We start from the raw sequence: 21,689 nt of genomic DNA, 5'->3' as shown, positions 1-21,689 counted from the left end.
GTCCTCGCCACTCGACTACCCCTCGCGACCAACACTATGGGGAAGCGGCAGTAAGGGAGCCCTCCGACCGATGTTCGACCTCGACGCCTATCTCCTCCGTGTCGCCATGCCCGCGCGGCCGACGCTCGACTCGATCGGCCTCGGTCGCCTCCAGCACGCGCACCGTCTCGCCATCCCATTCGAGGATCTCGACGTCGTCCTCGGCCGCGGCATCGCGATCGATAGCGCGTCAGTCTTCGCCAAACTCGTGACCGCACGCCGCGGCGGCTATTGCTTCGAGCATAACCGCCTGTTCCTCGACGCCCTCGCCGAGCTCGGCTTCACCGCCCGCCCGTTGCTCGCGCGCGTCTGGATCGCGGCGACCGACGTGCCACCGCTCACCCACACCTTCGCGCTGGTGACGATCGACGGGCAGGACTGGATCGCCGACACCGGCTTCGGCGGCAGTTATACGCCGGTCCTCCCGCTCGCCGACGGCGCCGAGGCGACCGCACCCGATGGCGCGCGCTTCCGCCTGGAATCGACCGAAAGCGGCTGGATGCTGCTCCGCGACGGCGATCCCATGACCACCGATGGTCGCGGCTCGGGCGAGGGGTTCCAGCCGCAATACAGCTTCACGCTCGCGCAAGTGTTCGACGCGGATCTCGCGCTGTCGAACCACTGGACCTCGACCGCCCCGTCCAGCCGCTTCACGCACACGCCAATCGCCAGCATCGTCCTGCCCAACGGCTTCGCCTCGCTGATCGGGCGCAACTACCGCCGGCGTTCGGGCACCGACACGACCGTCGGCGAGATCACCGACCCGCGCGTGTACCGCATCCGCATTAGCCTGTTGTTTGGGATCGACCTGAGCGTCGAGGATGTCGCCGCGCTGGGGATTTTCTGAAGCTTGGGTCCAGGCTCAGGGGTCCCGAGCCCCGAGGCCCAAGCATAAAGTCCCCCCCACTCCCGTTCGTGCTGAGTAGAGACCGAGTAGCTTCGAAGAAGCGTATCGAGGGCTCGTATCGAAGCATGGGTTCCGCACGCCAACCTGTCCTTCGATACGTCCTCTCGATACGCGGCTTCGCCGCTACTCGATGACTACTCAGGACGAACGGGGGAGGGGCAGCACGAACGCAGGGGCAGGGGGCAGGAGAACGCGAAGGGCATCGCTAGCGACCAAAATTAGGCCCGCTCACGCTCCAGCAGATCATGCGCATCGAGCCCGAGCAAATCGATATGCCCCAAAATCCTAGGCCACTGCGTCGTCACGAAATTCTCGCGCTCGGCCACCCGCAGCGCTTCCGCCGCGCCCGGCATCACAAACATCCCGACGCCGCGCCGCACCTCGACATACCCATCGTCCTGAAAGCTCTGATACGCCTTGGCGACCGTCAGCGGGTTCGCGCCCTGCTCGGCGGCGAACGCGCGGACCGACGGAAGCTGGTCGCCCGCACGATAATCCCCACGCAAAATCCCCGCGGCGATCGTGCTGCGAAGGCGGATATATACGGGGCTGTCGTCGCTGCTGAGCGCTGTCATGGTGACTTAATACAGTAATTGCGTAGGAAGTCGAGTCCTTAGGAACCCCAATGGCTTACCAGCCGTGCCATATCCGGGCGGGGCCGTTCGTCGAGCGCGCGCGATGGCGTGCCGATGAACATGAAGCCCGCGATCCTTTCCGACGCCGACCCGAACGCATCGCGTACCGTGTCCGAGAACGCCGCCCAGCCGGTCAGCCAGCCGCCCGCGAACCCCTCCGCATGTACCGCATGGAGCAAATTCATGCACGCCGCCCCCGCCGACAACTCCTGCTCCCACACCGGAATCTTGCTCTCTTTCGGCGACGACAGGACGACCACCAAGGTCGGCGCCTGATGCGCGAACTGGTCGAGCGACTCGATCTCCAGCCGTGATGCCTCGGGCCGCTCCGCACGGTACGCGTCGGTGATCAGCGTCGACAGCGCCGCGCGCTGCTCCTCCCCCACGACCACGAACCGCCACGGCGCCAGCTTGCCATGATCGGGCGTCCGCGCTGCGATCTCGAGGATCGTCGCCAGCTGGTAGGAATCGGGGCCGGGCGCGATCAGGTCGCGTGGCTTGCCCGAGCGGCGGGTGGCGAGCAGCGAGAGCGGCGTGGAGCGATCGTTGAGCATGTCCCGCCAGATAGGCCCTGATGTGTGATATTTACAGTCCGGGCTTTGTCGTTAAGTTGCGCGCGATCGAGCGCCCGTCAGCGGCGCACTCATGGAGCATCACCACCACATGGCCAGCGCTATCGCCAAAGCGAGTACAAGCAGCGGCGTTCCCGCCGATGCGAAGACGTTTTTCGGGCACCCGCGCGGGCTGTTCATGCTGTTCTTCGCCGAGCTGTGGGAGCGCTTTTCGTTCTACGGCATGCGCGCGATCCTGGTGCTGTACCTCACCAAGCATTTCCTGTTCGCCGAGCAACCCGCCTACGCGATCTACGGCGCGTATACCTCGCTGGTCTACATCACGCCGATCATCGGCGGCTATCTGTCCGACCGGTTCCTCGGGCCGCGCAAGGCGGTGCTCGCGGGCGGCGTCTTCATCACGCTCGGCCACCTCCTGCTCGCGGTCGTCGAGGCACCGCAGGGCGTGCAGGGCACCGCGCTCAACGGCTTCTATCTCGGCCTCGCCTTCATCATCGTCGGCACCGGCTTCCTGAAGGCGAACATCTCGGTGCTCGTGGGCCAGCTCTATGCGCGCGACGACATGCGGCGCGATGGCGCGTTCTCGATCTTCTACATGGGCATCAACACCGGCGCGTTCGTCGGCCCGATCGCGGTCGGCATCCTCGGCGAGACGGTCGGCTGGTCGTACGGCTTCGGTGCAGCCGGAATCGGCATGGCGCTCGGCCTGGTCGTGTTCGTGCTGTTCCGCCGCGAGCTGCACGGCGTCGGTGAATCCCCCGCGCCGGCAAAGCTCGCCTCGAAGCCGGTCGCCGGCCTGTCGATCGAGTGGTTGATCTATCTCGGCGGGATCGTCGGCGTTGCCGTGTCGTGGTGGCTGGTGCGCAGCCAGGGCGTCGTCGGCACCGCGCTGATCGTCGCGTCGCTTGTCACCGTCGGCTACATCCTGTGGACCGCTGTCGCCAAGCTGCCGCGCGTCGACCGCGACCGGATCTTCGCCGCACTGTTCCTGATCGCGCTCGCGCCATTGTTCTGGGCGCTGTTCGAACAGACCGGCTCGTCGCTCAACCTCTACACCGACCAGGCGGTCGACCGCGTCGTGTTCGGCTGGACTATCCCCGCGTCGGTGTTCCAGTCGGTCAATCCGTTCTTCATCATCACGCTGGCACCGGTGTTCGCGGCGATCTGGACCAAGCTCGGGCGGGCAGGGCGCGAGCCGAGCGCACCGTTCAAGTTCGGCATCGGCCTGATCCTGGTCGGCGCAGGCTTCTTCGTGCTGACGCTCGGTGCGCCGGCGCAGGGCCTGACCCCGGCGATCTTCGTGGTGCTGCTCTACATGCTGCACTCGATGGCCGAGCTCTGCTTCTCGCCGATCGGGCTGTCGTCGATGACGCGGCTGTCGGTGCCGAGCATGACCGGGCTGATGATGGGTACGTGGTTCCTCGCCACCGCAGGCGGCAATTTCCTCGCCGGCCTGATCGCGCAGGCGACCGGCGGCGAGGGCGCGGGCGTCGGTCTGGTGCTCGAAGTGTACGGCCGGATCGGCTGGTTCGCGATCGGCGTCGGCGTGGTCGTGCTGGTGCTCGCGCCGTTCGTCACCAAACTGATGCATCTCGACCAGCTGGGCGCGGTCGATCACGCGATGGCCGGCCAGAACGAACTCGGCGAGCCCGGTGCTGCCGGCCTAGACACTCGCGGCGAGCAGGTGCCGCGAGGCTGAAGCAAATTCCCCTCCCGCTCGCGGGAGGGGCTAGGGGAGGGCGCGACGTACGTACCGGCGTCCGGTGCATGAGGCACCCCTCCCCCGACCCCTCCCGCAGGCGGGAGGGAGAAGTCAGATCCGCGTCATCGACAGCGCCTTCTCGCCATACCGCGGCCCGGCCGTCCCGCCCCGCGGCGCCGCCGCATCCAGCTTCGCCAGATCGTCCGCCGAGAGCGCAACGTCCGCCGCCTTCATGCTGTCCTCCAGCGTAACCCGGCGCTTCGACCCCGGGATCGGCACGATATCGTCGCCCTGCGCCAGCAGCCACGCGAGCGCCACCTGCGCCGGGCTCGCCCCATGCGCATCGGCAATCGACTTCACCACCGCGACCATCTCCATGTTCTTGGCGAAGTTTTCCTCCGAATACCGCGGATCGTTCCGCCGGTAATCGCCCTCGGGCAGATCCGACCGCGCCGTGATCTGCCCGGTCAAAAACCCGCGCCCCAGCGGCGAATACGGCACGAACCCGATCCCGAGCTCGCGACACAGCGGCAGGATCTCGTCCTCGACGTCACGCTCCCAAAGCGAATATTCACTCTGCAGAGCCGCGATCGGATGCGTCGCCGCCGCCCGCCGGATCGTGTCGAGCCCCGCCTCCGACAGCCCGAGATGCCGCACCTTGCCCTCGCGCACGAGCTCGGCCATCGCACCGACCGTCTCCTCGATCGGCACACCCGGATCGACGCGGTGCTGATAGAGCAGATCGATCGTCTCGACCCCCAGCCGCTTCAGCGATCCCTCGCACGCGCGCCGCACATTGGCCGGCGTCGAGTCCACCCCGGTCATGCCATTCTCGTCATAGCGGAAGCCGAACTTGGTCGCGATCACGACGCCGTCGCGCTTTCCCCGGAACGCCTTGCCGAGCAGTTCCTCGTTGACCAGCGGGCCATAGATCTCGGCGGTATCAAACAGCGTCACGCCCAGTTCGATCGCGCGGTGGATCGTGGCGATGCTCTCGTCGGCGTTGGCCTCGCCGTACATGCCCTTGCCGATGCCGGCCATCGGCATGCAGCCGAGACCCAGTGCGGAAACCTCGAATTCAGGGCCGAGCGTGCGATACTTCATGCGGAATCTCCTGAGCGCCGTTCCCGTGATCGGACCGCGCTGCGACGGAGATGGTAACGGCGGTGTCCATCGTCACGTTCCCGACCGTGCGAAACAGGTCGGGTATGGTCTCGACCGCGATGAGCAGACCCAGCACCTCGAGCGGGATGCCCATCGCCAGCGCCACCGGCGCGACCGAGGCGACGAAGCTGATCGTGCCGGGCAGCGAGATCGACCCCATCGTGGTGATCGCCGCAGTCGCCACGCCCGCCGCCATCTGCCCCGGCCCGATCGGCAACCCCAGCCAGTGCGCGACGTACAGCGCCACTGCGAGGTTCATCGCCGGGCTGGTCGCGCGGAACACCGCGACCGACAACGGCAGGACGATCCCGGCGGTGGCGGGCGACGCGCCGAGATCGGTCGACGCCTTCAACATCGCCGGCAACGAGGCGAGCGACGACTGGGTACTGATCGCCACCGCCTGCGCCGGTGCGACCGCGCGCGCGAACCGGCCGAAGCTGACCCGGCCGCCGATCATGCCGATCGGATAGGCGCAGAGCAGGACGATGAAGCCGATCGCCGAGACGCAGACGATATAGTGCAGAAGCGCGCCGAACGCCGCCGTACCGGTGCGCGCGCCGACACCGTAGGCGAGCGCGAAGATGCCGATCGGTGCCAGCTTCAGCACCCATTTGATGATGATCAACAGCGCGTCGACCACCGCCTGGAAGAAGCCGGTCAGCACGCGGCGGCGATCGTCGGGCAGTTTCGTGACCGCAAAGGCGAAGGTCAGCGCAAAGACTGTGAGCGGCAGGAACGAGTCGCTCGACGCGGCGGCGACGATGTTGGTCGGCACGATCGTGTCGAAGAACGCGCCGATCCCCGGCACCGGCCCGACTGGCGCGGCACCCGTCAGCGCGGCGCGCAGTGCGGAACCGAGCGCGTGCGGCAACGGGAAGGCCTCGAGGATCAACGGCATGACCAGCGCGGACATGATCGTCGTGCTCCACAGGATGACGACGATCATCACCATCGCCCGCACGGTGATCCGTCCGGCGCGCGCGGCCTCGGTGGTCGCACCGATCCCGGTCACGAGCAGCCCTACGACGAGCGGCACGATCACCATCTGCAATCCGTGCAGCCACGCCGAGCCGATCGGCTGCGTGACCGCCGTCGCCGCGATTGCATTCGCCGGCGACCAGGCGGCCGCGGCGATGCCGATCGCGATGCCGCCGATCAGGGCTGCAAGAATCCGTGTGGTCTGCGACATGCTCGCCCTTAATGGTCTACCGCGCTATCAAACGCGTCGGACACCGATACGGAACGGACGCGTAACCAATGGCAAGGAAATATTTCGGTACCGATGGCATTCGTGGCGCCACCAACGTCGCGCCGATGACCGCGCAGATGGCGATGAAGGTCGGCATGGCGGCCGGCGCGTATTTCCAGCGCGGCGATCACCGCCACCGCGTCGTGATCGGCAAGGACACGCGGCTGTCGGGCTATATGCTCGAATCCGCGCTGGTCGCGGGCTTCACCAGCGTCGGCATGGACGTCGTGATGGTAGGGCCGATGCCGACGCCGGCGGTGGCGATGCTGACGCAGTCGATGCGCGCGGATATCGGCGTGATGATTTCCGCCAGCCATAACCCTTACGCTGACAACGGCATCAAGCTGTTCGGCCCCGACGGCTACAAGCTGTCCGACGAGGCAGAGGCGGCGATCGAGGCCTTGATCGACGGGGACGTGCCGCTGGTGTCGTCCGCGCAGATCGGCCGTGCCCGCCGGATCGACGACGCGCAGGGCCGCTACATCCACTTCGCCAAGTCGACCTTCCCCGAGAATCTACGCCTCGACGGCATGCGGATCGTGATCGATTGCGCGAACGGCGCCGCCTACAAGGTCGCACCATCTGCTCTGTGGGAGCTCGGCGCGGACGTCGTCGCGATCGGCGTCACGCCCAACGGCACCAACATCAACGACGGCGTCGGCTCGACCGCACCGCAGACGCTCGCCGAGACGGTGGTCGCGAGCGGCGCCGACATCGGCATCGCGCTCGACGGCGACGCCGATCGGCTGATCGTCGTCGATGAGACCGGCACGATCGTCGACGGCGACCAGCTGATGGCGACGATCGCGGCCAGCTGGGCGCGGCAGGGGCGGCTGGCCGGCGGCGGTCTGGTCGCCACCGTGATGTCCAACCTCGGCCTCGAACGCCATCTCGCCGCGCAGGGCCTGGGGCTGGTCCGTACCAAGGTCGGCGACCGTCACGTGCTCGAGAAGATGCGCTCCAGCGGCTATAATGTCGGCGGCGAGCAGTCGGGTCACATCATCCTGTCGGACTATGCGACGACCGGCGACGGACTCGTCGCAGCGCTCCAGATCCTCGCGGAGGTCAAGCGCTCGGGCGCCCCCGCAGGCGAAGTGCTGCACCGCTTCGAGCCGCTGCCGCAGTTGCTCAAGAACGTCCGCTTCGCCGGCGGCAAGCCCCTCGACGACGAGTCGGTGAAGGCGGTGATCGCGCAGGCCGAGGCCGAACTGACTGGCAAGGGGCGGCTCGTCATCCGTCCATCGGGCACCGAACCCGTGATCCGCGTGATGGCCGAAGGCGACGATCTCGGCCAGGTCGAGCGTGTCGTCGACCGGATCTGCGACGCCGTACGAAAGGCTGCCGCCTGATGCTCGAAATGCGCCCCATCTGCGAACGCTGCGCCACCGACCTCCCCGCCGATGCACCCGGCGCGTTCATCTGCTCGTTCGAATGCACCTTCTGCGCGGTATGCGCGGACGCGCTCGACGAGCGATGCCCGAACTGCGGCGGCGAACTGCTGGATCGCCCGACAAGGCTTGGCGAAGCGCCCCCGCAAAAGCCGGGAGCGGGCAGGCGGCACTAGGGGAGGATCGAGGAATGTCGATCGGCTGGAGTCCTACACTGTCCCGCAGCCCAGCGATTATGCCATAGCGATCGTGATGACCGCCAGAATCCTCATCATCGCCGGTTCGGACTCGGGCGGCGGCGCCGGAATCCAGGCGGATATCAAGACCGTGACGATGCTCGGCGGCCACGCGATGACCGCCGTCACCGCGATCACCGCGCAGAACACGCTCGGCGTGCAGGCGGTCCACCAAGTCCCGACCGACATCGTCCTCGCGCAGATCGACTCGGTCGTCTCGGACATCGGCGTGGACGCGGTGAAGATCGGTATGATCGGCTCGGCAGCCACTGCAAACGCCGTAGCCGACCGCCTAGTCAGCTTGTTCTCCCGCGAAGGCGGGAGCCCAGACTGGACTCCCGCCTTCGCGGGAGAACAAGCTAGGCGCATCCCCGTCATCTTCGATCCAGTCATGATCGCCACCAGCGGTTCCATCCTCGCCGACCCTGAGACGATCGCCGCGTTCACCCGCCTCATGCGGATCGCAACCCTCGTAACCCCCAACCTCCCAGAACTCGCAGCCCTCGGCGGCGAGGCCGCAATCCGCGCGCTCGGCACAGCCGTCCTCATAAAAGGCGGCCACGGCGAAGGCCCGCACATCACCGACCGCCTCGTCACCGACGCCGGCGAAACCCGCTGGACCAACCCCCGCATCGACACCCGCCACGCGCACGGCACCGGCTGCACGCTCGCCAGCGGCATCGCCACCGGCCTCGCCCAGGGCATGCCGCTAGACGCCGCGATCGAGCGCGCCATCGCGTTCGTCCGCGCCGCGCTTGCAAACGCACCGGGCCTAGGCGCAGGGCACGGCCCGATGGGGCACGCGCTCGGCACCAGCCCGTTCGACCAGTTGAAAGCCCCCCAATGCCCGGCATGAAACACGAAAAGCTCTGCGTCGGCCCCGTCGCCGGTGTCGACGAAGCTGGCCGCGGACCCCTCGCCGGACCGGTCGTGGCGGCCGCCGTGATCCTGCCGTCAAAAGGCGTCCCCCGCGGCATCGACGACTCCAAAAAGCTCTCCGCCTCGGAACGCGAACGGCTCTGCGCGCGGCTCAAAGGCTGCGCGATCGTCGGCATCGGCATCGTCGAGCCGGAAGAGATCGATACGCTCAACATCTACTGGGCGACGATGAAGGCAATGACCCTCGCCGTCGACGCGCTCGCGGTCGAACTCGGCCACGCGCCCGGCCACGTTCTCGTCGACGGCAACCGCCTGCCGCGCTGGACCTACCCCGCCACGCCGCTGGTCGGCGGCGATGCGAAATCGCTGTCGATCGCCGCCGCCTCGATCGTCGCCAAGCACACCCGCGACCTCATCATGATCGCCGCGGCCGAAATGCACCCCGAATATAACTGGCATTCGAACAAGGGTTACGGCTGCGCGCATCACATGAAGGCACTGCGCGATCACGGCCCCACGCCGATTCACCGCCGCAGTTTCGCCCCCGTCGCCGCCGCCTATCTCGCCCGCGAGGGACTGTTCGCGACGGAAACGACGAGCTGAGTCTTTCGCGCCACACCCCAAGGGCTTGAGCCACGAGTCTCCCACGACTCAACATCTGGGCAACGGCGACTCGATTGGTCGCAGCGACGGAATCGCACCGAAACGCCGTTAACGAATGTTTGCTTGACGGAGTCGGACAATTCCGCCGCTATGGGCACCGATAAGGGGCGGAAATCATGGGTTTGATCGACACGATCGCACGGCCGCGTGCGAAGAAGGCAGCGGAGCCGGCAGTTCAGCCGGTCCTTCCGCTCGACCAGATCCTGCGCGGCGACTGCATCGAGCACATGAAGACGCTCCCGTCGAACTCGATCGACATGATCTTCGCCGACCCCCCGTACAACCTCCAGCTCGGCGGCGAACTCTATCGCCCCGACGGGTCGCACGTCGACGCCGTCACCGACGACTGGGACAAGTTCGACACCTTCGCCGCCTACGACCGCTTCACCCGCGCCTGGCTCAAGGAAGCGCGCCGCATCCTCAAGGACGACGGCTCGCTCTGGGTCATCGGCAGCTACCACAACATCTTCCGCGTCGGCGCCGCGGTGCAGGATCTCGGCTACTGGATCCTCAACGACATCGTCTGGCGCAAGACCAACCCGATGCCCAATTTCCGGGGCACCCGTTTCACCAACGCGCACGAGACGCTGATCTGGGCATCGAAGGGCGAGAAGGCGAAATACCACTTCAACTACCGCGCGATGAAGACGCTCAACGACGAGCTCCAGATGCGCAGCGATTGGGAATTCCCGACCTGCGGCGGCGCTGAGCGACTGAAGAAGAACGGCACCAAGGTCCACCCGACGCAGAAGCCCGAGGCGCTGCTGTACCGGATCCTGCTCGCCTGCACCGAGCCCGGCGACGTCGTGCTCGATCCGTTCTTCGGCACCGGCACCACCGGCGCGGTCGCCAAGCGGCTCGGCCGCAGCTGGATCGGCATCGACCGCGAGGGCGACTACATCGAAGCCGCGCACGAGCGGATTGAGGCCGCGTTGCCGCTCGACGAATCGGCGATCCGCACGATGATGAGCCCGCGCACGCAGCCCAAGGTCGCGTTCGGCGTGTTGGTCGAGAACGCCTATCTCGTCCCCGGCGCGGTGCTGACCGATTCGAAGCGTCGCTGGCGCGCGACGATCCGCGCGGACGGTTCGCTGCTCAGCGACTGCGGCACGATCGGCTCGATCCACAAGCTCGGCTCGACCTTGCAGAACGCCCCGGCCTGCAACGGCTGGAGCTTCTGGCATTACGAAAGCGACAAGGGCCTGAAGCCGATCGACGATCTCCGCCAGACGTATCTGCTGGCGACCACGGTCTGAGCAAAGTTCCGTTCGTGCCGAGTAGAGACCGAGCGTAGTCGAGGGCTCGTATCGAGGTACATGTCCCTCGATACGCCATCTTGCCAAGCTCGATGTCTACTCGGGACGAACGGTGGTTTGAACGAACGGTGGATTTGAGGAAAAGGGGATCATGACCAGCCTCCACCTCCGCCCGACCCAGTTCGTCGACACCCCGATCGGCCACGAAGACGGCAGCGTCGCGCGCCTCGCCGGTGGCCTGCAATGGTTCGCCGCCTACGAAGTGATCGAAGGCCGCACCCGCCGCACGATCCGCGTTGCCGACATCGCAACACTCGGCGAACGCGCCGCGCACCTCCACGCCGCCATCACTTCACCCCGCGCCGCACTCCAGCTCGGCGAGCGCACGCTCCGCTTCGACCAGCCGATCGTCGCCGGCATCCTCAACGTCACCCCCGACAGCTTCTCCGACGGCGGCAAGCATGTCGACGACCCCGCCGCCGCAGCAGCAGCCGGGATCGACATGGCCGCTGCCGGCGCGACGATGATCGACGTCGGCGGGGAATCCACCCGCCCCGGCGCGGCAGCGGTGTGGGAAGGCGACGAGATCACGCGCCTGGTCCCCGTCGTCGAGCGCCTCGCACGCGCCGGCGCGATCGTCTCGGTCGACACGCGCAAGGCCGCCGTCATGGAGGCGACGCTCGCCGCCGGCGCGCACATCGTCAACGACGTCGCCGCGCTCCTCTGGGACGACCGCGCGCTGGATGTCGTCGCAAAAAGCGGCTGCCCGGTCGTGCTGATGCACTCGCCCGACCCGAAAAAGGGCGGACACGGCGACGGCGGCTACACCAACGTCCTGACCGACGTGTTCGACTGGCTCGAAACGCGCATCGCCGCGGTCGTCGCGGGCGGCGTCGATCGATCGCGGATCATGGTCGATCCCGGCATCGGCTTCGGCAAGACGCTGGCGGAGAACCTCGCGCTGCTCAACGGCCTCGCGATCTTCCACGGCCTCGGTTGCCCGATCATGCTCGGCGCAAGCCGCAAACGCCTGATCGGCGCGCTGTCGAACGAGGCACCGGTCGACCAGCGTCTCGCCGGCTCGCTCGCGCTGGCGCTGAAAGGCGCAGAGGCGGGCGTCCAGATTCTGCGCGTCCACGACGTCGCCGAGACGGTCCAGGCGGTGAAGATCTGGCGCGGCCTGCGCGATCAGTCGCTCGTCGGCGGGTAACCGGGGAGGCAAGCCGGGCGGCCGATCATCGCTGCATTGCAGCGAAACGCCTCTTCGCGCATTAAAAGCCCTGTAAACAAGGGAGCTTTCGTTTGATCGTCACTGCTACACCACGCATGAGCCAGATCCTCAGCGAGGTCTGGCGCCCGCTGCTCGGCCTCTTCGTCTGGGACGTGGTCGTCACGATCACCTATTACGTCCTGCCGTTCCACGCGCCGGCCCTACCGCTGACCCTATTCGGTACCGCGCTCGCGCTGTTCCTCGGCTTCCGCGATAACTCGGCGTATCAGCGCTGGTGGGAAAGCCGCGGGCTGTGGGGCCTGATGATCAACGCCTCGCGCAACCTGGCCCGGATGGCGCGCAACATGCTGCCCGAGCCCGAGGGCCATGACATGAAGCGGACCATCGTGCTCCGCCAGATCGCGTATGTGAACGCGCTGCGCTGCCAGTTGCGCAAGCAGCCCGCCCCGCCAGAGGTGCTGCGCTTTTTGTCGAAGGAGGAGGCGTCGTTCGCGCTCGAGCGGACCAACATCGCCAACGGCCTGCTCGACGGCACCGGCCGCCGGATCGACATCGCGCGCCGCAACGGCTGGATCGACACCATCCAGCAGACGCAGTTCGAGGCGATCCTGGTCGACATCGCCAACGCGCAGGGCGGCATGGAGCGGATCAAGAACACGCCGCTGCCCAACCAGTATCGCTTCTTCCCGAGCCTGTTCACGCGGTTGTTCTGCGTGCTGCTGCCGATCGGCCTGGTTGAGACGCTGGGTTACGCGACCCCGGTCGGCTCGACGATCGCCGGCCTGATGTTCCTGGCCGTGCTCCAGATCGGCGACGATCTCGTCGATCCGTTCGCCGACACGATCCACGACGTGCCGCTCAACGCGATGTGCCGCACGATCGAGATCGACCTGCTCCAGGCGATCGGCGATCCGGCGCCAGAGCCGTTGCAGCCCGACAAGGGCGTGCTCTGGTAGGGTGTCGTGTCGGCGCGGTCCCGTGCGGGGTCGCGTTGTAGGGATAGTCTCACCGATCTGGTCGCGTCTCCGATTGATTATCCCGCGGCGCTGATGCCTCCTCTTGGAGGGGGCATCTATGACGATAGCGGATTTGTGGGATGCGTTCTGGCACTGGACGGAGGTGCACCGCGCCGGGGCCTATCTCTTCCGCGGCCAGGCCGAGGATGTTCCGATCCGGCCGAGGATCGGCCGTGCCGAATATGGTTATGCGCTGCCCAAGGAGCGGCAGATGTTCGATGCGTTCAAGCGCGCGGCGCGGCCCTTCGTCCAGATCATGCCGGGGTCGGAGTTCGAATGGCTTGCGCTGGCGCAGCATCATGGACTGCCGACACGGTTGGCCGACTGGTCGACCAGCCCGCTGGTGGCGGCATGGTTCGCGGTCGCGTCGTTCCCGCTCGCCGGGGATGCGGTGATCTATGGTCTCGATCTCTTGCGGGAGGATGTCGAACCCTTCGATCTGTCGACCAATCGCGGTGTGCGCAGCAATAACGGGTTCGCCGGACCGCTTGATATCCGGGAGCACGTCTATCTCATCGAGACACCGGCGGTTTCGTCCCGGATCACGACCCAACGCGGCATCTTCACCCTGCACGGCAATCCAAAGATCCCGCTGGATATCCCGGAGAATGACCGGTTCATCATTCCTCAATGCCTCAGGGAGCATTTTCAGGCACGACTGCTGGACTTGGGGATCGATGCGTCCCACATCTATCCAGACCTTGATGGGCTGTGCAAGGCGCTCGACTGGCGCCTGCGAACCGGCAAGCCCTTTTCGGCGATTGCGTGATGGAGAACGTCATGAGCGGTATCGAAATACCAGGCACCGATCTCGCCAGCGGCTCCGATGCATTGCCTTGGCAGCGCCCCGCCATCGTCGATGCGGTTGGTCAGGCGATCGAACAGGAACTGGCGCGGTTCGGCAAGGAGGCCGTCGTCAAGTCGGTGCGGTTTATCCCCTCTACGCTTTCGACCAAACTCAACGGCGATCTCCAGATGATCGCGAACACGATCGTCGAGGTGAAAGGTGCGATTCCGGGTCGTTCGGAAGTGCTCGAATCGGTCGTGACGATCGATCCGACCGACGCGAACGGGTTGCGGGATGTTTCGACCCATTCGCTGCAACGGCGCGCGTTCGCCTGATTCCGCGCGACGATCCAGCAATGCTCACGCGGCGTTGTCGATCCCCAGGTCGCTGAGCTTGCGGTACAGCGTCGAGCGGCCGATCCCCAGCCGCCGCGCGACTTCGGTCATGCGGCCGCGATAATGGCCGATCGCCAGGCGGATCACGTCGGCTTCGATCTCCTCGAGCGCGCGCAGATTGCCGTCGGGACGGAACAACGTGACGCCGCCACCGCCTGCGGCCACGGTCGCGGGCCCACGCTGGCGGTTGCCGAGCGCGGCGATCTGCGGGAAATCCTCCTCGGTCAGCGCGGCGCCTTCGCACAGCACGGCGGCGCGGAAGAGCGCGTTCTGCAACTGGCGGACGTTGCCGGGCCAGTCGTAATGCACCAGCAGCTTCAGCGCCGCGTCGGTGATCCCGAGCGGGCGCAACCCCGGTTGCTCGGCGATCCGCGCGAGCAGATGGCGGGCGAGCGCGGGGATGTCGCCGGTGCGTTCGCGTAAAGGGGGGATCGTCACCTGCACCGCGTTCAGCCGGTAATACAGGTCTTCGCGAAACCGCCCCGCCTCGACCTCGTCGAGCAGCCTTTGGTTGGTCGCGGCGATCACCCGGACGTCGACGTCGCGCGCATGCCGCGCGCCGATCGGCTGGACCTCGCCGGTGTGGAGCAGATGGAGCAGCTTGGCCTGCGCCTCCAGTGGCATCTCGCCGATCTCGTCGAGGAACAGCGTGCCGCCATCGGCATCGTGGAACCGGCCGATCTTGCGTTCGAACGCGCCGGTGAACGCGCCCTCCTCGTGCCCGAACAGTTCCGATTCGATCAGGTTGGCGGGCATCGCCGCGCAATTGACGGTGATCATCGGTTTCTTGGCGCGCGGCGAGGCGGCGTGGATCGCCTCGGCGACGACTGCCTTGCCGACCCCGCTCTCGCCCTCGACCAGCACCGCGACGCGCGCGCGGGCCGCCTTGGCCGCGATCGCCAATGCGGCACGGAAATCGGGGGAGGATCCGACGATCTCGTCGAACGCGAGCAGCGCGGGGATCTTTTCGGTGAGCGGGCGCAGTTCGCCCGCGGCGGTGCCGGCGATCGCCGCCTCCAGCGCGGCGAGCACGCGGTCGGGCGCGAGCGGCTTGACCAGGAAATCGGTGGCGCCCGCGCGCATCGCGCTGACCGCATGCGCGACCGAGCCATTGGCGGTGAGCATCAGGATAGGCAGCGCGGGGCGACGGTCGCGCAGTTCGGCGATCAGCGTGGTCGCGTCGCCATCGGGGGCGGAATGATCGAGCAGGATCGCGTCGAGCTGCATTCCGTCCTGCGTGCCGAGCGTGGCGATCGCCATCTCGCCATCGGTCGCGAACACCGCGCGCCAACCGCCACGCGCAGCAAGCGCGGCGACCAGCCGGCGCTGTGCGGGCTCGTCGTCGATCAGCAATACTAGGCGCTGGCCGTTACGCGTCATGGCGAATCCTGTCCCGTTCCGGCACGTGCAATAGCGTGGCCAAGTAAAGGTCGCCTTAAATGTCGCGCTTGGCGATCCCCGATGTGCGGGTTAAGGTCGGCCACATAGAGGATGGCACTCACAGGATTGGGGCACGAACCATGGCCGGCAACGGGGACATGAAGGCGCATGTGGCGACCTATTCGAGCGTGACGGGGATGATGAAATGGGGCTCGGTCGGGTGCGCGCTGGTCGTCGCGCTCGTCATCTGGCTGATCTCGTAACACGATGAAGATCGCCGTCCTGAAAGAGCAAGCGGACGGCGAGCGGCGGGTTTCCGCGACGCCGGAAACGGTGAAGAAGTTCATCGCGCTGGGGGCAACGCTGGCGGTGGAGGCAGGGGCGGGCGAGACCGCCTCGATCGCCGACGCCGCCTATGCGGACGCCGGCGCGTCGGTCGGCGATCGTGCGGCGACCTTGGCGGGGGCGGACATAGTGCTCGGCGTGCAGGGCCCCGACGCGGCGTCGCTGGCCGGTGTCGCACCGGGCGCATGGATCGTCGCCAGCCTCAATCCCTTTGCAGAGCGTGCCCGGACCGAGGCCTACGCCGCGGCCGGCTACGAAGCACTGGCGATGGAGTTCATGCCGCGCATCACGCGCGCGCAGTCGATGGACATCCTGTCGTCGCAGTCGAACCTCTCGGGCTACAAGGCGGTGCTCGACGCCGCCGCCGAATATGGTCGCGCCTTCCCGATGATGATGACCGCGGCGGGCACGATCTCCGCGGCCAAGGCGTTCGTGATGGGCGTCGGCGTGGCGGGCTTGCAGGCGATCGCGACCGCACGGCGGCTCGGCGCGCAGGTGTCGGCGACCGACGTGCGCGCCGCGACCCGCGAGCAGATCCAGTCGCTCGGCGCCAAACCGATCTTCGTCGAGAACGTCGCCGGCATCGAAGGCGAGGGGACGGGCGGCTATGCCGGCGAGATGTCCCCCGAATACCAGGCCGCGCAGGCCGAGCTCGTCTCGGGGCACATCGCCAAGCAGGACATCGTCATCACCACCGCCCTCATTCCGGGCCGTGCCGCACCGCGCCTGATCACGGCGGCGCAGGTCGCGAGCATGAAGCCGGGCTCGGTAATCGTCGATCTCGCGGTCGAGCAGGGCGGCAACGTCGAGGGCTCGGTCGCGGGCGAAGTGGTCGTCGTGAACGGCGTCAAGATCGTCGGCCACCGCAACGTGCCGTCGCGCCTCGCCACGGACGCCAGCGCCTTGTTCGCGCGCAACCTCTACAATTTCCTCAACGCCTTCTGGGACAAGGAGGCGGGCAAACCCGTGCTCGACGCAGAAATCGGCGACGCGATCCGCCTCACCCAGGGCGGCAAGATCGTGAACCCAAGGCTGCTGTCTTGATCAGGGGAGCGTGACGCGTGGCGATCGGCTTCTCGATGCGATGCGGGCAAATCCGCGCGACTGGCGAATCCAGGATGTCGTCGCGGTGTGTGCAGGGGCGGGGATCGCTTGCAGCCCGCCACGCAACGGCTCACACTACAAGGTGAAGCATGAAAGCCAGATCGAGATCCTGACGATCCCCGCGCACCGACCGATCAAGCCGGTCTACATCCGCGATCTCATCAGGTTCATCGATGCGGTGCGGAGAACGGAACGATGAACCCGCAGGATTATGAAGTCGTGATCAGGCCGCTGTCGCCTGCCGATGGCGGGGGATATCTGGCGGTTGTCCCGGCGCTGCCCGGCTGTAAATCCGACGGCGACACGCCGCAGGACGCGCTTGCAAACGCCTATGACGCGATCGCCTGCTGGATCGAAGCCGCCGAAGACATGGGGCGTACCATACCCGCCGCAGCCCGCGCCGCGGCTTGAAGGAATCGGAGACCGAATAATGGACTTTATCGCGATCCTGTCGATCTTCGTGCTGGCGTGTTTCGTCGGGTATTTCGTGGTGTGGGCGGTCACGCCCGCGCTGCACACGCCGCTGATGGCGGTGACCAACGCGATCTCGAGCGTGATCATCGTCGGCGCGCTGATCGCCGCCGCGGCGCCGACTGTCCTGGGGGCGATCGGTGCCGGATCGGGCGTGGCGAAGGCGCTAGGCCTGATCGCCGTCGTGCTGGCGAGCATCAACATCTTCGGTGGCTTTGCGGTCACCGCGCGGATGCTGGCGATGTACAAGAAGAAGGAACGGCCGGTCGCCAAGCCCTGAGGCCGTCACCCCAGCGAACGCTGGGGTCTCGTGCCGCGGGGACGCGTGCGACTACCGGGAGATACCAGCGTTCGCTGGCATGACGGCAAGGGGATGGAATGGAACACGCACTGACGGTCAGCCCCTGGGCATCGCTCGCCTATCTGGTCGCGGGGGTGTGTTTCATCCTCGCGTTGCGCGGGTTGTCGAGCCCCGCGTCGAGCCAGCGCGGCAATCGTTTCGGCATCATCGGCATGACGATCGCGGTGGTCACGACGCTGGTGACGCATGTGCCGATCCGCATGAATGGCTGCCCGTTGGGCATTGGCCGTTGCGCAATCCTCGATCGTCCCGTTGTCGATTGGCTGACCGTCGTCGAAATCCTCGCAGCCATCGCCATCGGCGCGGCAATCGGCATCGGCACCGCACGCCGCATTGCGATGACCGCGATGCCGCAGCTCGTCGCCGCCTTCCATTCGCTCGTCGGCCTCGCCGCGGTGCTGGTCGGTATCGCCGCCTATCTCAATCCGCAGGCGTTCGGCATCTCCGACCTCGTCATTCCGCTTATCGGCCAGCCCTTCGCGGTCATCCACCCGGTCAGCCGGATCGAACTCGGCCTCGGCGTCGCGATCGGCGCGATCACCTTCTCGGGCTCGGTCATCGCGTTCCTGAAGCTCAACGGCAACATGGGCGGCAAGCCGATCATGCTGCCCGGCCGCCACGTCATCAACATCGCGCTGCTCGCCGGCATCCTCGGCCTGATCGCCTATTTCGTCACCGATCAGTCGGCGTGGATCTTCTGGACGATAACGTTGCTCAGCTTCGTCATCGGCTTCCTGCTGATCGTCCCGATCGGCGGCGCGGACATGCCGGTGGTGGTCAGCATGCTCAATTCTTATTCGGGCTGGGCCGCGGCGGCGATGGGCTTCACGCTGCACAACAGCGCGATGATCATCACCGGCGCGCTGGTCGGCAGCTCGGGCGCGATCCTCAGCTACATCATGTGCCGCGCGATGAACCGCAGTTTCATCAGCGTGATCGCGGGCGGCTTCGGCCAGTCCTCGGACGCCGGCGGACCCGCGGCCGCCAGCGACCGCCCGTGGAAGCGCGGCTCCGCAGAGGACGCCGCGTTCCTCATGAGCCAGGCCGAGCAAGTCATCATCGTCCCCGGCTACGGCATGGCGGTCGCGCAGGCGCAGCACGTCCTGCGCGAGATGGGCGACAAGCTGAAGGCGGAGGGCGTCCGCGTGAAATACGCGATCCACCCAGTCGCGGGGCGTATGCCCGGGCACATGAACGTGCTGCTGGCCGAGGCGAACGTGCCCTATGACGACGTGTTCGAGCTCGAGGATATCAACAGCGAGTTCGCACAGACCGACGTCGCCTTCGTGATCGGCGCCAACGACGTGACCAACCCCGCCGCCAAGACCGACAAGTCCTCGCCGATCTACGGCATGCCCGTGCTCGACGTCGAAAAGGCGAAGACCGTGCTGTTCATCAAGCGATCGATGGGCGGCGTCGGTTATGCCGGTGTCGATAACGACCTGTTCTACCGTGACAATACGATGATGTTGCTCGCGGATGCGAAGAAGATGGTCGAGGATATCGTCAAGGCGCTCGACTAGGCGCTAGGTTACGCCACGCGCAGGACGTTCCCAACTCCAACGGAACTCGATCCAGTTCGGGTGTAACTCTTGCGCTGACACAGGTTAGTCTCCGTATCACAACGGAGACCGTGATGACCCGACCGGACGGCCTGCCCGATACCGCCAAGTACGATACCGCCGATTACGATACGGGGATCGACGCGGTCCTCATCGCCGCGCCCAGTGCGCCGGACCGGCTTGCCGTCGCGCTCGCCGCGTTGCGCGGTCGGATCGTCAGGCGGCTCGACTGGCACGCGGCATTCGGCGATCACCCGACGCCGCAGGTGATCGTCGTCGAGGTCGCCGGGGTCGATCCCGCGCTGCTCGCCGACCGCCTGCCCGTCATCGTCGACCAGGCGGCAGCGTTGCAGGCGGGGCTTGTGGTGGCGCTGGGTGTTGACGAAATCGACGTGGTCGCGGCGGCCACGCTCGGCGGCAGCACCCGGTTGCTCGTCGATCCCACCGTCGGCGATTGCGTCGCGGCGATCGTGGTCGCCGCCGAGGCCGCGCGCATGCCCGCAGGGGTGTTCGACGTCACGCGTGAGAGCGACGGCACGCGGCTGGAACGCCTGAACACCGAGGTTGCGCGGATCGCCGAGGCGCTCGCGCGGCTGACGCGCGCGGAGATCGACGATGATAGCCCCGCCACGCCGATCGTCGGCGACCGGACGAACCGCTACGGCACGCCGCCGTCCCTGGCCGAGCCGAGCGCCGCCGACGTCCGCAGGGCGATCCGCGCGCGACGGCTGCGCGATCAGTTCTTCGGCACCGCGCTGTTCGAGGATCCGGGGTGGGACATGCTGCTCGATCTCTACGCCGCCGAACTCGAGCGTGGTCGCGTGTCGGTGTCCAGCCTGTGCATCGCCGCCGCGGTCGCGCCGACCACCGCGCTGCGCTGGATCGCGCGCATGACCGACACAGGCTTGTTCGAACGCCGCCCCGATCTGGTTGACCGGCGGCGCGCGTTCATGGTGCTCTCCGATCGCGCGAGCGAGGCGATGCGCGGCTATATCGTGGCTACCAGGGGCGCCGACCTGCGGATTCCGTGACGGTCCGCGCCCTTTTAGCTTGCCCCGGCCGCCCGGCTTTGGCATCGCACCCCAACCCGAGAGGGGGCGATTAGCTCAGTTGGTAGAGCGTCTCGTTTACACCGAGAATGTCGGCGGTTCGAGCCCGTCATCGCCCACCACCTTCCTACAGTTCGCGGACCAGCCGCATAGCGACCGCGATCCAGGCCGGGCCTGCTATGGCCAGCGGCTGCGTGCCTGCGCCCGGCGGCAATACCGTCACGCCGCCGTCGAATCCTGTAAGGCGCCCGAACGCGAACCGCCCAGCCGGTTGCGGGACGAGCACGTCGCGGTTGAGCGCGGTGGCGAAGCCCTCCGGCGCCAGCATCGCGCACCAGATCACGTCGCCCGCGCGGTAATCGCCGATCCCGCCCGCCACCGTCACGGCGATTTGTCCGGGAGCGACCTGGGGCGGGGGCACGGTCGTGGTCCGGCGCGGCGCGTGGACGCCGCGGCCGTCGAGGATCGCGGTGACGGGCAGGTCGGCGCGGTCGGGCAACCTCACGAGATCGCCCGCCTCGACGCCCAGCGCCGCGGCGATCCGGTTCAGCCAGCCGACCGATACGGTCCGCGTGCCCGTCTCGAGCCGGCCGATCGTCTGCGCGGTCGTCGGCGGGACACAGCGCCGCGCGACATCCTCCAGCGTCAGGCCCTTGGCGCGGCGGACTTCGCGAATGGCAGTGATCATTGCACCGGGATCATCGAAAGGCTCCAAACCAGATGGGTTATTCCTCTGTCCTACAACCATGCCGATATGGCAACCGGCACTATCGACGTGGAGCGACAACGGGAGACGGCGGATGCGCGAGCTGGTGGAACGATCGATCGATTCGGAGGGCGTTCCGCAGCCATCGGGGGCGCGGCGCGGGCGAATGGTCACGGTGAATCTGGCCGAATCGCCGCTCGGTTGGCTGCGGTCGCGCGGGCTGGTCGACGCGCGGCAGTTCGCAGCGGGCGAACAATTGCGCGCCGACTACGAACGCGCCTCGATCGCGCCGGGCGTGACGATGCGCTGGGCCGAGCGGGTCGACGGGGGCGGGCATGACGGCCTGGATCCAACGTCCGCGCAGATCGCCGCGAAATGCCGGTTCGACACCGCGATCGCGGCGGTGGGGCCAGGGCTTGCGGATATCCTGTGGCGCGTGGTCTGCGCGGGGGAGGGACTGCCCGCCGCAGAAAAGGCGCTGCACTGGCCAGCGCGGGCAGGGCGACTGGTCCTGACGCTCGCGCTCGACCGCCTGGCCGCGCATTACGGGATTGGTTAGGCGCTCGCATTGGCGCGTCTGCGTGACTAGATG

Annotated in this window: 25 protein-coding genes and 1 tRNA gene; 20 read left to right on the top strand and 6 right to left on the bottom strand. The window is 67.1% G+C overall.

Translation table 11 applies throughout. The features are described from left to right. Positions 1-70 precede the first annotated feature (70 nt). Positions 71-886, top strand: a complete 816-nt coding sequence (locus VH567_RS05630; RefSeq protein ID WP_423324007.1) for an arylamine N-acetyltransferase family protein — start codon at positions 71-73, stop codon at positions 884-886. A gap of 278 nt (positions 887-1,164) precedes the next feature. Here VH567_RS05630 and VH567_RS05625 read toward each other — a convergent pair whose 3' ends face one another. Continuing rightward, positions 1,165-1,521, bottom strand: a complete 357-nt coding sequence (locus VH567_RS05625; protein WP_056053547.1) for a GntR family transcriptional regulator — start codon at positions 1,519-1,521, stop codon at positions 1,165-1,167. Positions 1,522-1,559: 38 nt separating this feature from the next. After that, positions 1,560-2,135: a nitroreductase family protein gene (locus VH567_RS05620; RefSeq protein WP_423324004.1), complete on the bottom strand. Its 576-nt coding sequence runs from the start codon at positions 2,133-2,135 to the stop codon at positions 1,560-1,562. Between the two features lie 109 nt (positions 2,136-2,244). Between VH567_RS05620 and VH567_RS05615 the strand changes: the two genes are divergently transcribed. Continuing rightward, positions 2,245-3,852, top strand: a complete 1,608-nt coding sequence (locus VH567_RS05615; RefSeq protein WP_423324002.1) for a peptide MFS transporter — start codon at positions 2,245-2,247, stop codon at positions 3,850-3,852. Between the two features lie 114 nt (positions 3,853-3,966). Here VH567_RS05615 and VH567_RS05610 read toward each other — a convergent pair whose 3' ends face one another. Both VH567_RS05610 and VH567_RS05605 read right to left on the bottom strand, forming a co-directional pair. Beyond that, the gene (locus VH567_RS05610; protein ID WP_423323999.1) at positions 3,967-4,959 is read right to left on the bottom strand and encodes an aldo/keto reductase; all 993 of its coding nucleotides are present in this window, start codon (positions 4,957-4,959) and stop codon (positions 3,967-3,969) included. Then, positions 4,934-6,208: a dicarboxylate/amino acid:cation symporter gene (locus VH567_RS05605; protein WP_423323997.1), complete on the bottom strand. Its 1,275-nt coding sequence runs from the start codon at positions 6,206-6,208 to the stop codon at positions 4,934-4,936. The genes VH567_RS05610 and VH567_RS05605 overlap by 26 nt, the downstream gene beginning before the upstream one ends. Positions 6,209-6,276: 68 nt before the next feature. Between VH567_RS05605 and glmM the strand changes: the two genes are divergently transcribed. From glmM to VH567_RS05560, 9 genes are all read left to right on the top strand, one after another. After that, positions 6,277-7,617 (top strand): phosphoglucosamine mutase, encoded by a 1,341-nt coding sequence (glmM, locus tag VH567_RS05600; RefSeq protein WP_423323994.1) that lies wholly within the window; start codon positions 6,277-6,279, stop codon positions 7,615-7,617. Continuing rightward, a complete protein-coding gene (locus VH567_RS05595; RefSeq protein WP_423323992.1) occupies positions 7,617-7,832 on the top strand; it encodes a DUF1272 domain-containing protein in 216 nt (71 codons plus the stop codon). The genes glmM and VH567_RS05595 overlap by 1 nt, the downstream gene beginning before the upstream one ends. A 73-nt stretch (positions 7,833-7,905) precedes the next feature. Continuing rightward, complete coding sequence (gene thiD, locus VH567_RS05590) at positions 7,906-8,748, top strand: bifunctional hydroxymethylpyrimidine kinase/phosphomethylpyrimidine kinase (RefSeq protein WP_423323990.1); 843 nt, start codon at positions 7,906-7,908, stop codon at positions 8,746-8,748. After that, positions 8,736-9,374: a ribonuclease HII gene (locus VH567_RS05585; RefSeq protein ID WP_423323988.1), complete on the top strand. Its 639-nt coding sequence runs from the start codon at positions 8,736-8,738 to the stop codon at positions 9,372-9,374. The genes thiD and VH567_RS05585 overlap by 13 nt, the downstream gene beginning before the upstream one ends. A gap of 176 nt (positions 9,375-9,550) precedes the next feature. Beyond that, positions 9,551-10,690 carry a site-specific DNA-methyltransferase gene (locus tag VH567_RS05580; RefSeq protein ID WP_423323986.1) on the top strand — a complete coding sequence of 380 codons (1,140 nt, stop codon included), beginning with the start codon at positions 9,551-9,553 and terminating at the stop codon, positions 10,688-10,690. A gap of 151 nt (positions 10,691-10,841) precedes the next feature. Then, the gene (gene folP / locus VH567_RS05575; RefSeq protein ID WP_423323985.1) at positions 10,842-11,900 is read left to right on the top strand and encodes a dihydropteroate synthase; all 1,059 of its coding nucleotides are present in this window, start codon (positions 10,842-10,844) and stop codon (positions 11,898-11,900) included. A 92-nt stretch (positions 11,901-11,992) separates the two neighbouring features. Beyond that, complete coding sequence (locus tag VH567_RS05570; RefSeq protein ID WP_423323983.1) at positions 11,993-12,877, top strand: bestrophin family protein; 885 nt, start codon at positions 11,993-11,995, stop codon at positions 12,875-12,877. A gap of 133 nt (positions 12,878-13,010) precedes the next feature. Next, positions 13,011-13,706, top strand: a complete 696-nt coding sequence (locus tag VH567_RS05565) for an FRG domain-containing protein (RefSeq protein ID WP_423323981.1) — start codon at positions 13,011-13,013, stop codon at positions 13,704-13,706. Between the two features lie 11 nt (positions 13,707-13,717). After that, on the top strand, positions 13,718-14,059 hold the full coding sequence (locus VH567_RS05560; RefSeq protein WP_423323979.1) for a hypothetical protein: 342 nt from the start codon (positions 13,718-13,720) through the stop codon (positions 14,057-14,059). 24 nt (positions 14,060-14,083) lie between these two features. Here VH567_RS05560 and VH567_RS05555 read toward each other — a convergent pair whose 3' ends face one another. Further along, positions 14,084-15,499 carry a sigma-54-dependent transcriptional regulator gene (locus VH567_RS05555; protein WP_423323977.1) on the bottom strand — a complete coding sequence of 472 codons (1,416 nt, stop codon included), beginning with the start codon at positions 15,497-15,499 and terminating at the stop codon, positions 14,084-14,086. Between the two features lie 59 nt (positions 15,500-15,558). On the opposite strand from VH567_RS05555, the gene VH567_RS05550 reads away from it, so the two are divergent. The 8 genes from VH567_RS05550 to VH567_RS05515 all read left to right on the top strand — a co-directional run bounded on the left by VH567_RS05550 (position 15,559) and on the right by VH567_RS05515 (position 20,513). Next, positions 15,559-15,762, top strand: coding sequence for an aa3-type cytochrome c oxidase subunit IV (locus VH567_RS05550; RefSeq protein WP_423323975.1), 204 nt, complete (start codon positions 15,559-15,561; stop codon positions 15,760-15,762). A 4-nt stretch (positions 15,763-15,766) separates the two neighbouring features. Next, the gene (locus tag VH567_RS05545; RefSeq protein ID WP_423323973.1) at positions 15,767-16,888 is read left to right on the top strand and encodes an NAD(P) transhydrogenase subunit alpha; all 1,122 of its coding nucleotides are present in this window, start codon (positions 15,767-15,769) and stop codon (positions 16,886-16,888) included. A 10-nt stretch (positions 16,889-16,898) separates the two neighbouring features. Beyond that, on the top strand, positions 16,899-17,147 hold the full coding sequence (locus tag VH567_RS05540) for a type II toxin-antitoxin system HicA family toxin (protein WP_423323971.1): 249 nt from the start codon (positions 16,899-16,901) through the stop codon (positions 17,145-17,147). Continuing rightward, entirely contained in the window at positions 17,144-17,359 is a 216-nt protein-coding gene (locus tag VH567_RS05535) for a type II toxin-antitoxin system HicB family antitoxin (RefSeq protein ID WP_423323969.1), read from the top strand. Before VH567_RS05540 ends, VH567_RS05535 begins: the two co-directional genes overlap by 4 nt. A gap of 19 nt (positions 17,360-17,378) precedes the next feature. Then, entirely contained in the window at positions 17,379-17,699 is a 321-nt protein-coding gene (locus tag VH567_RS05530) for a proton-translocating transhydrogenase family protein (protein ID WP_423323967.1), read from the top strand. Positions 17,700-17,797: 98 nt separating this feature from the next. Then, positions 17,798-19,303 (top strand): NAD(P)(+) transhydrogenase (Re/Si-specific) subunit beta, encoded by a 1,506-nt coding sequence (locus VH567_RS05525; protein WP_423323965.1) that lies wholly within the window; start codon positions 17,798-17,800, stop codon positions 19,301-19,303. 113 nt (positions 19,304-19,416) lie between these two features. Beyond that, a complete protein-coding gene (locus VH567_RS05520) occupies positions 19,417-20,373 on the top strand; it encodes a hypothetical protein (protein ID WP_423323963.1) in 957 nt (318 codons plus the stop codon). Positions 20,374-20,437: 64 nt separating this feature from the next. Continuing rightward, a tRNA-Val gene (locus tag VH567_RS05515) sits at positions 20,438-20,513 on the top strand. Between the two features lie 5 nt (positions 20,514-20,518). Here the strand turns inward: VH567_RS05515 and VH567_RS05510 are convergent. Continuing rightward, positions 20,519-21,079: a helix-turn-helix domain-containing protein gene (locus tag VH567_RS05510; RefSeq protein ID WP_423323961.1), complete on the bottom strand. Its 561-nt coding sequence runs from the start codon at positions 21,077-21,079 to the stop codon at positions 20,519-20,521. A 112-nt stretch (positions 21,080-21,191) separates the two neighbouring features. Here VH567_RS05510 and VH567_RS05505 point away from each other — a divergent pair, with 112 nt between their 5' ends. After that, a complete protein-coding gene (locus tag VH567_RS05505) occupies positions 21,192-21,656 on the top strand; it encodes a DUF6456 domain-containing protein (protein ID WP_423323959.1) in 465 nt (154 codons plus the stop codon). Positions 21,657-21,689 lie beyond the last annotated feature (33 nt).

Source organism: Sphingomonas sp. 4RDLI-65 (assembly GCF_049472435.1).
Lineage (GTDB): Bacteria > Pseudomonadota > Alphaproteobacteria > Sphingomonadales > Sphingomonadaceae > Sphingomonas.
The sequence above is the reverse complement of the archived record's forward strand: the minus strand, read 5'-3'. Positions and strand labels throughout refer to the sequence as shown.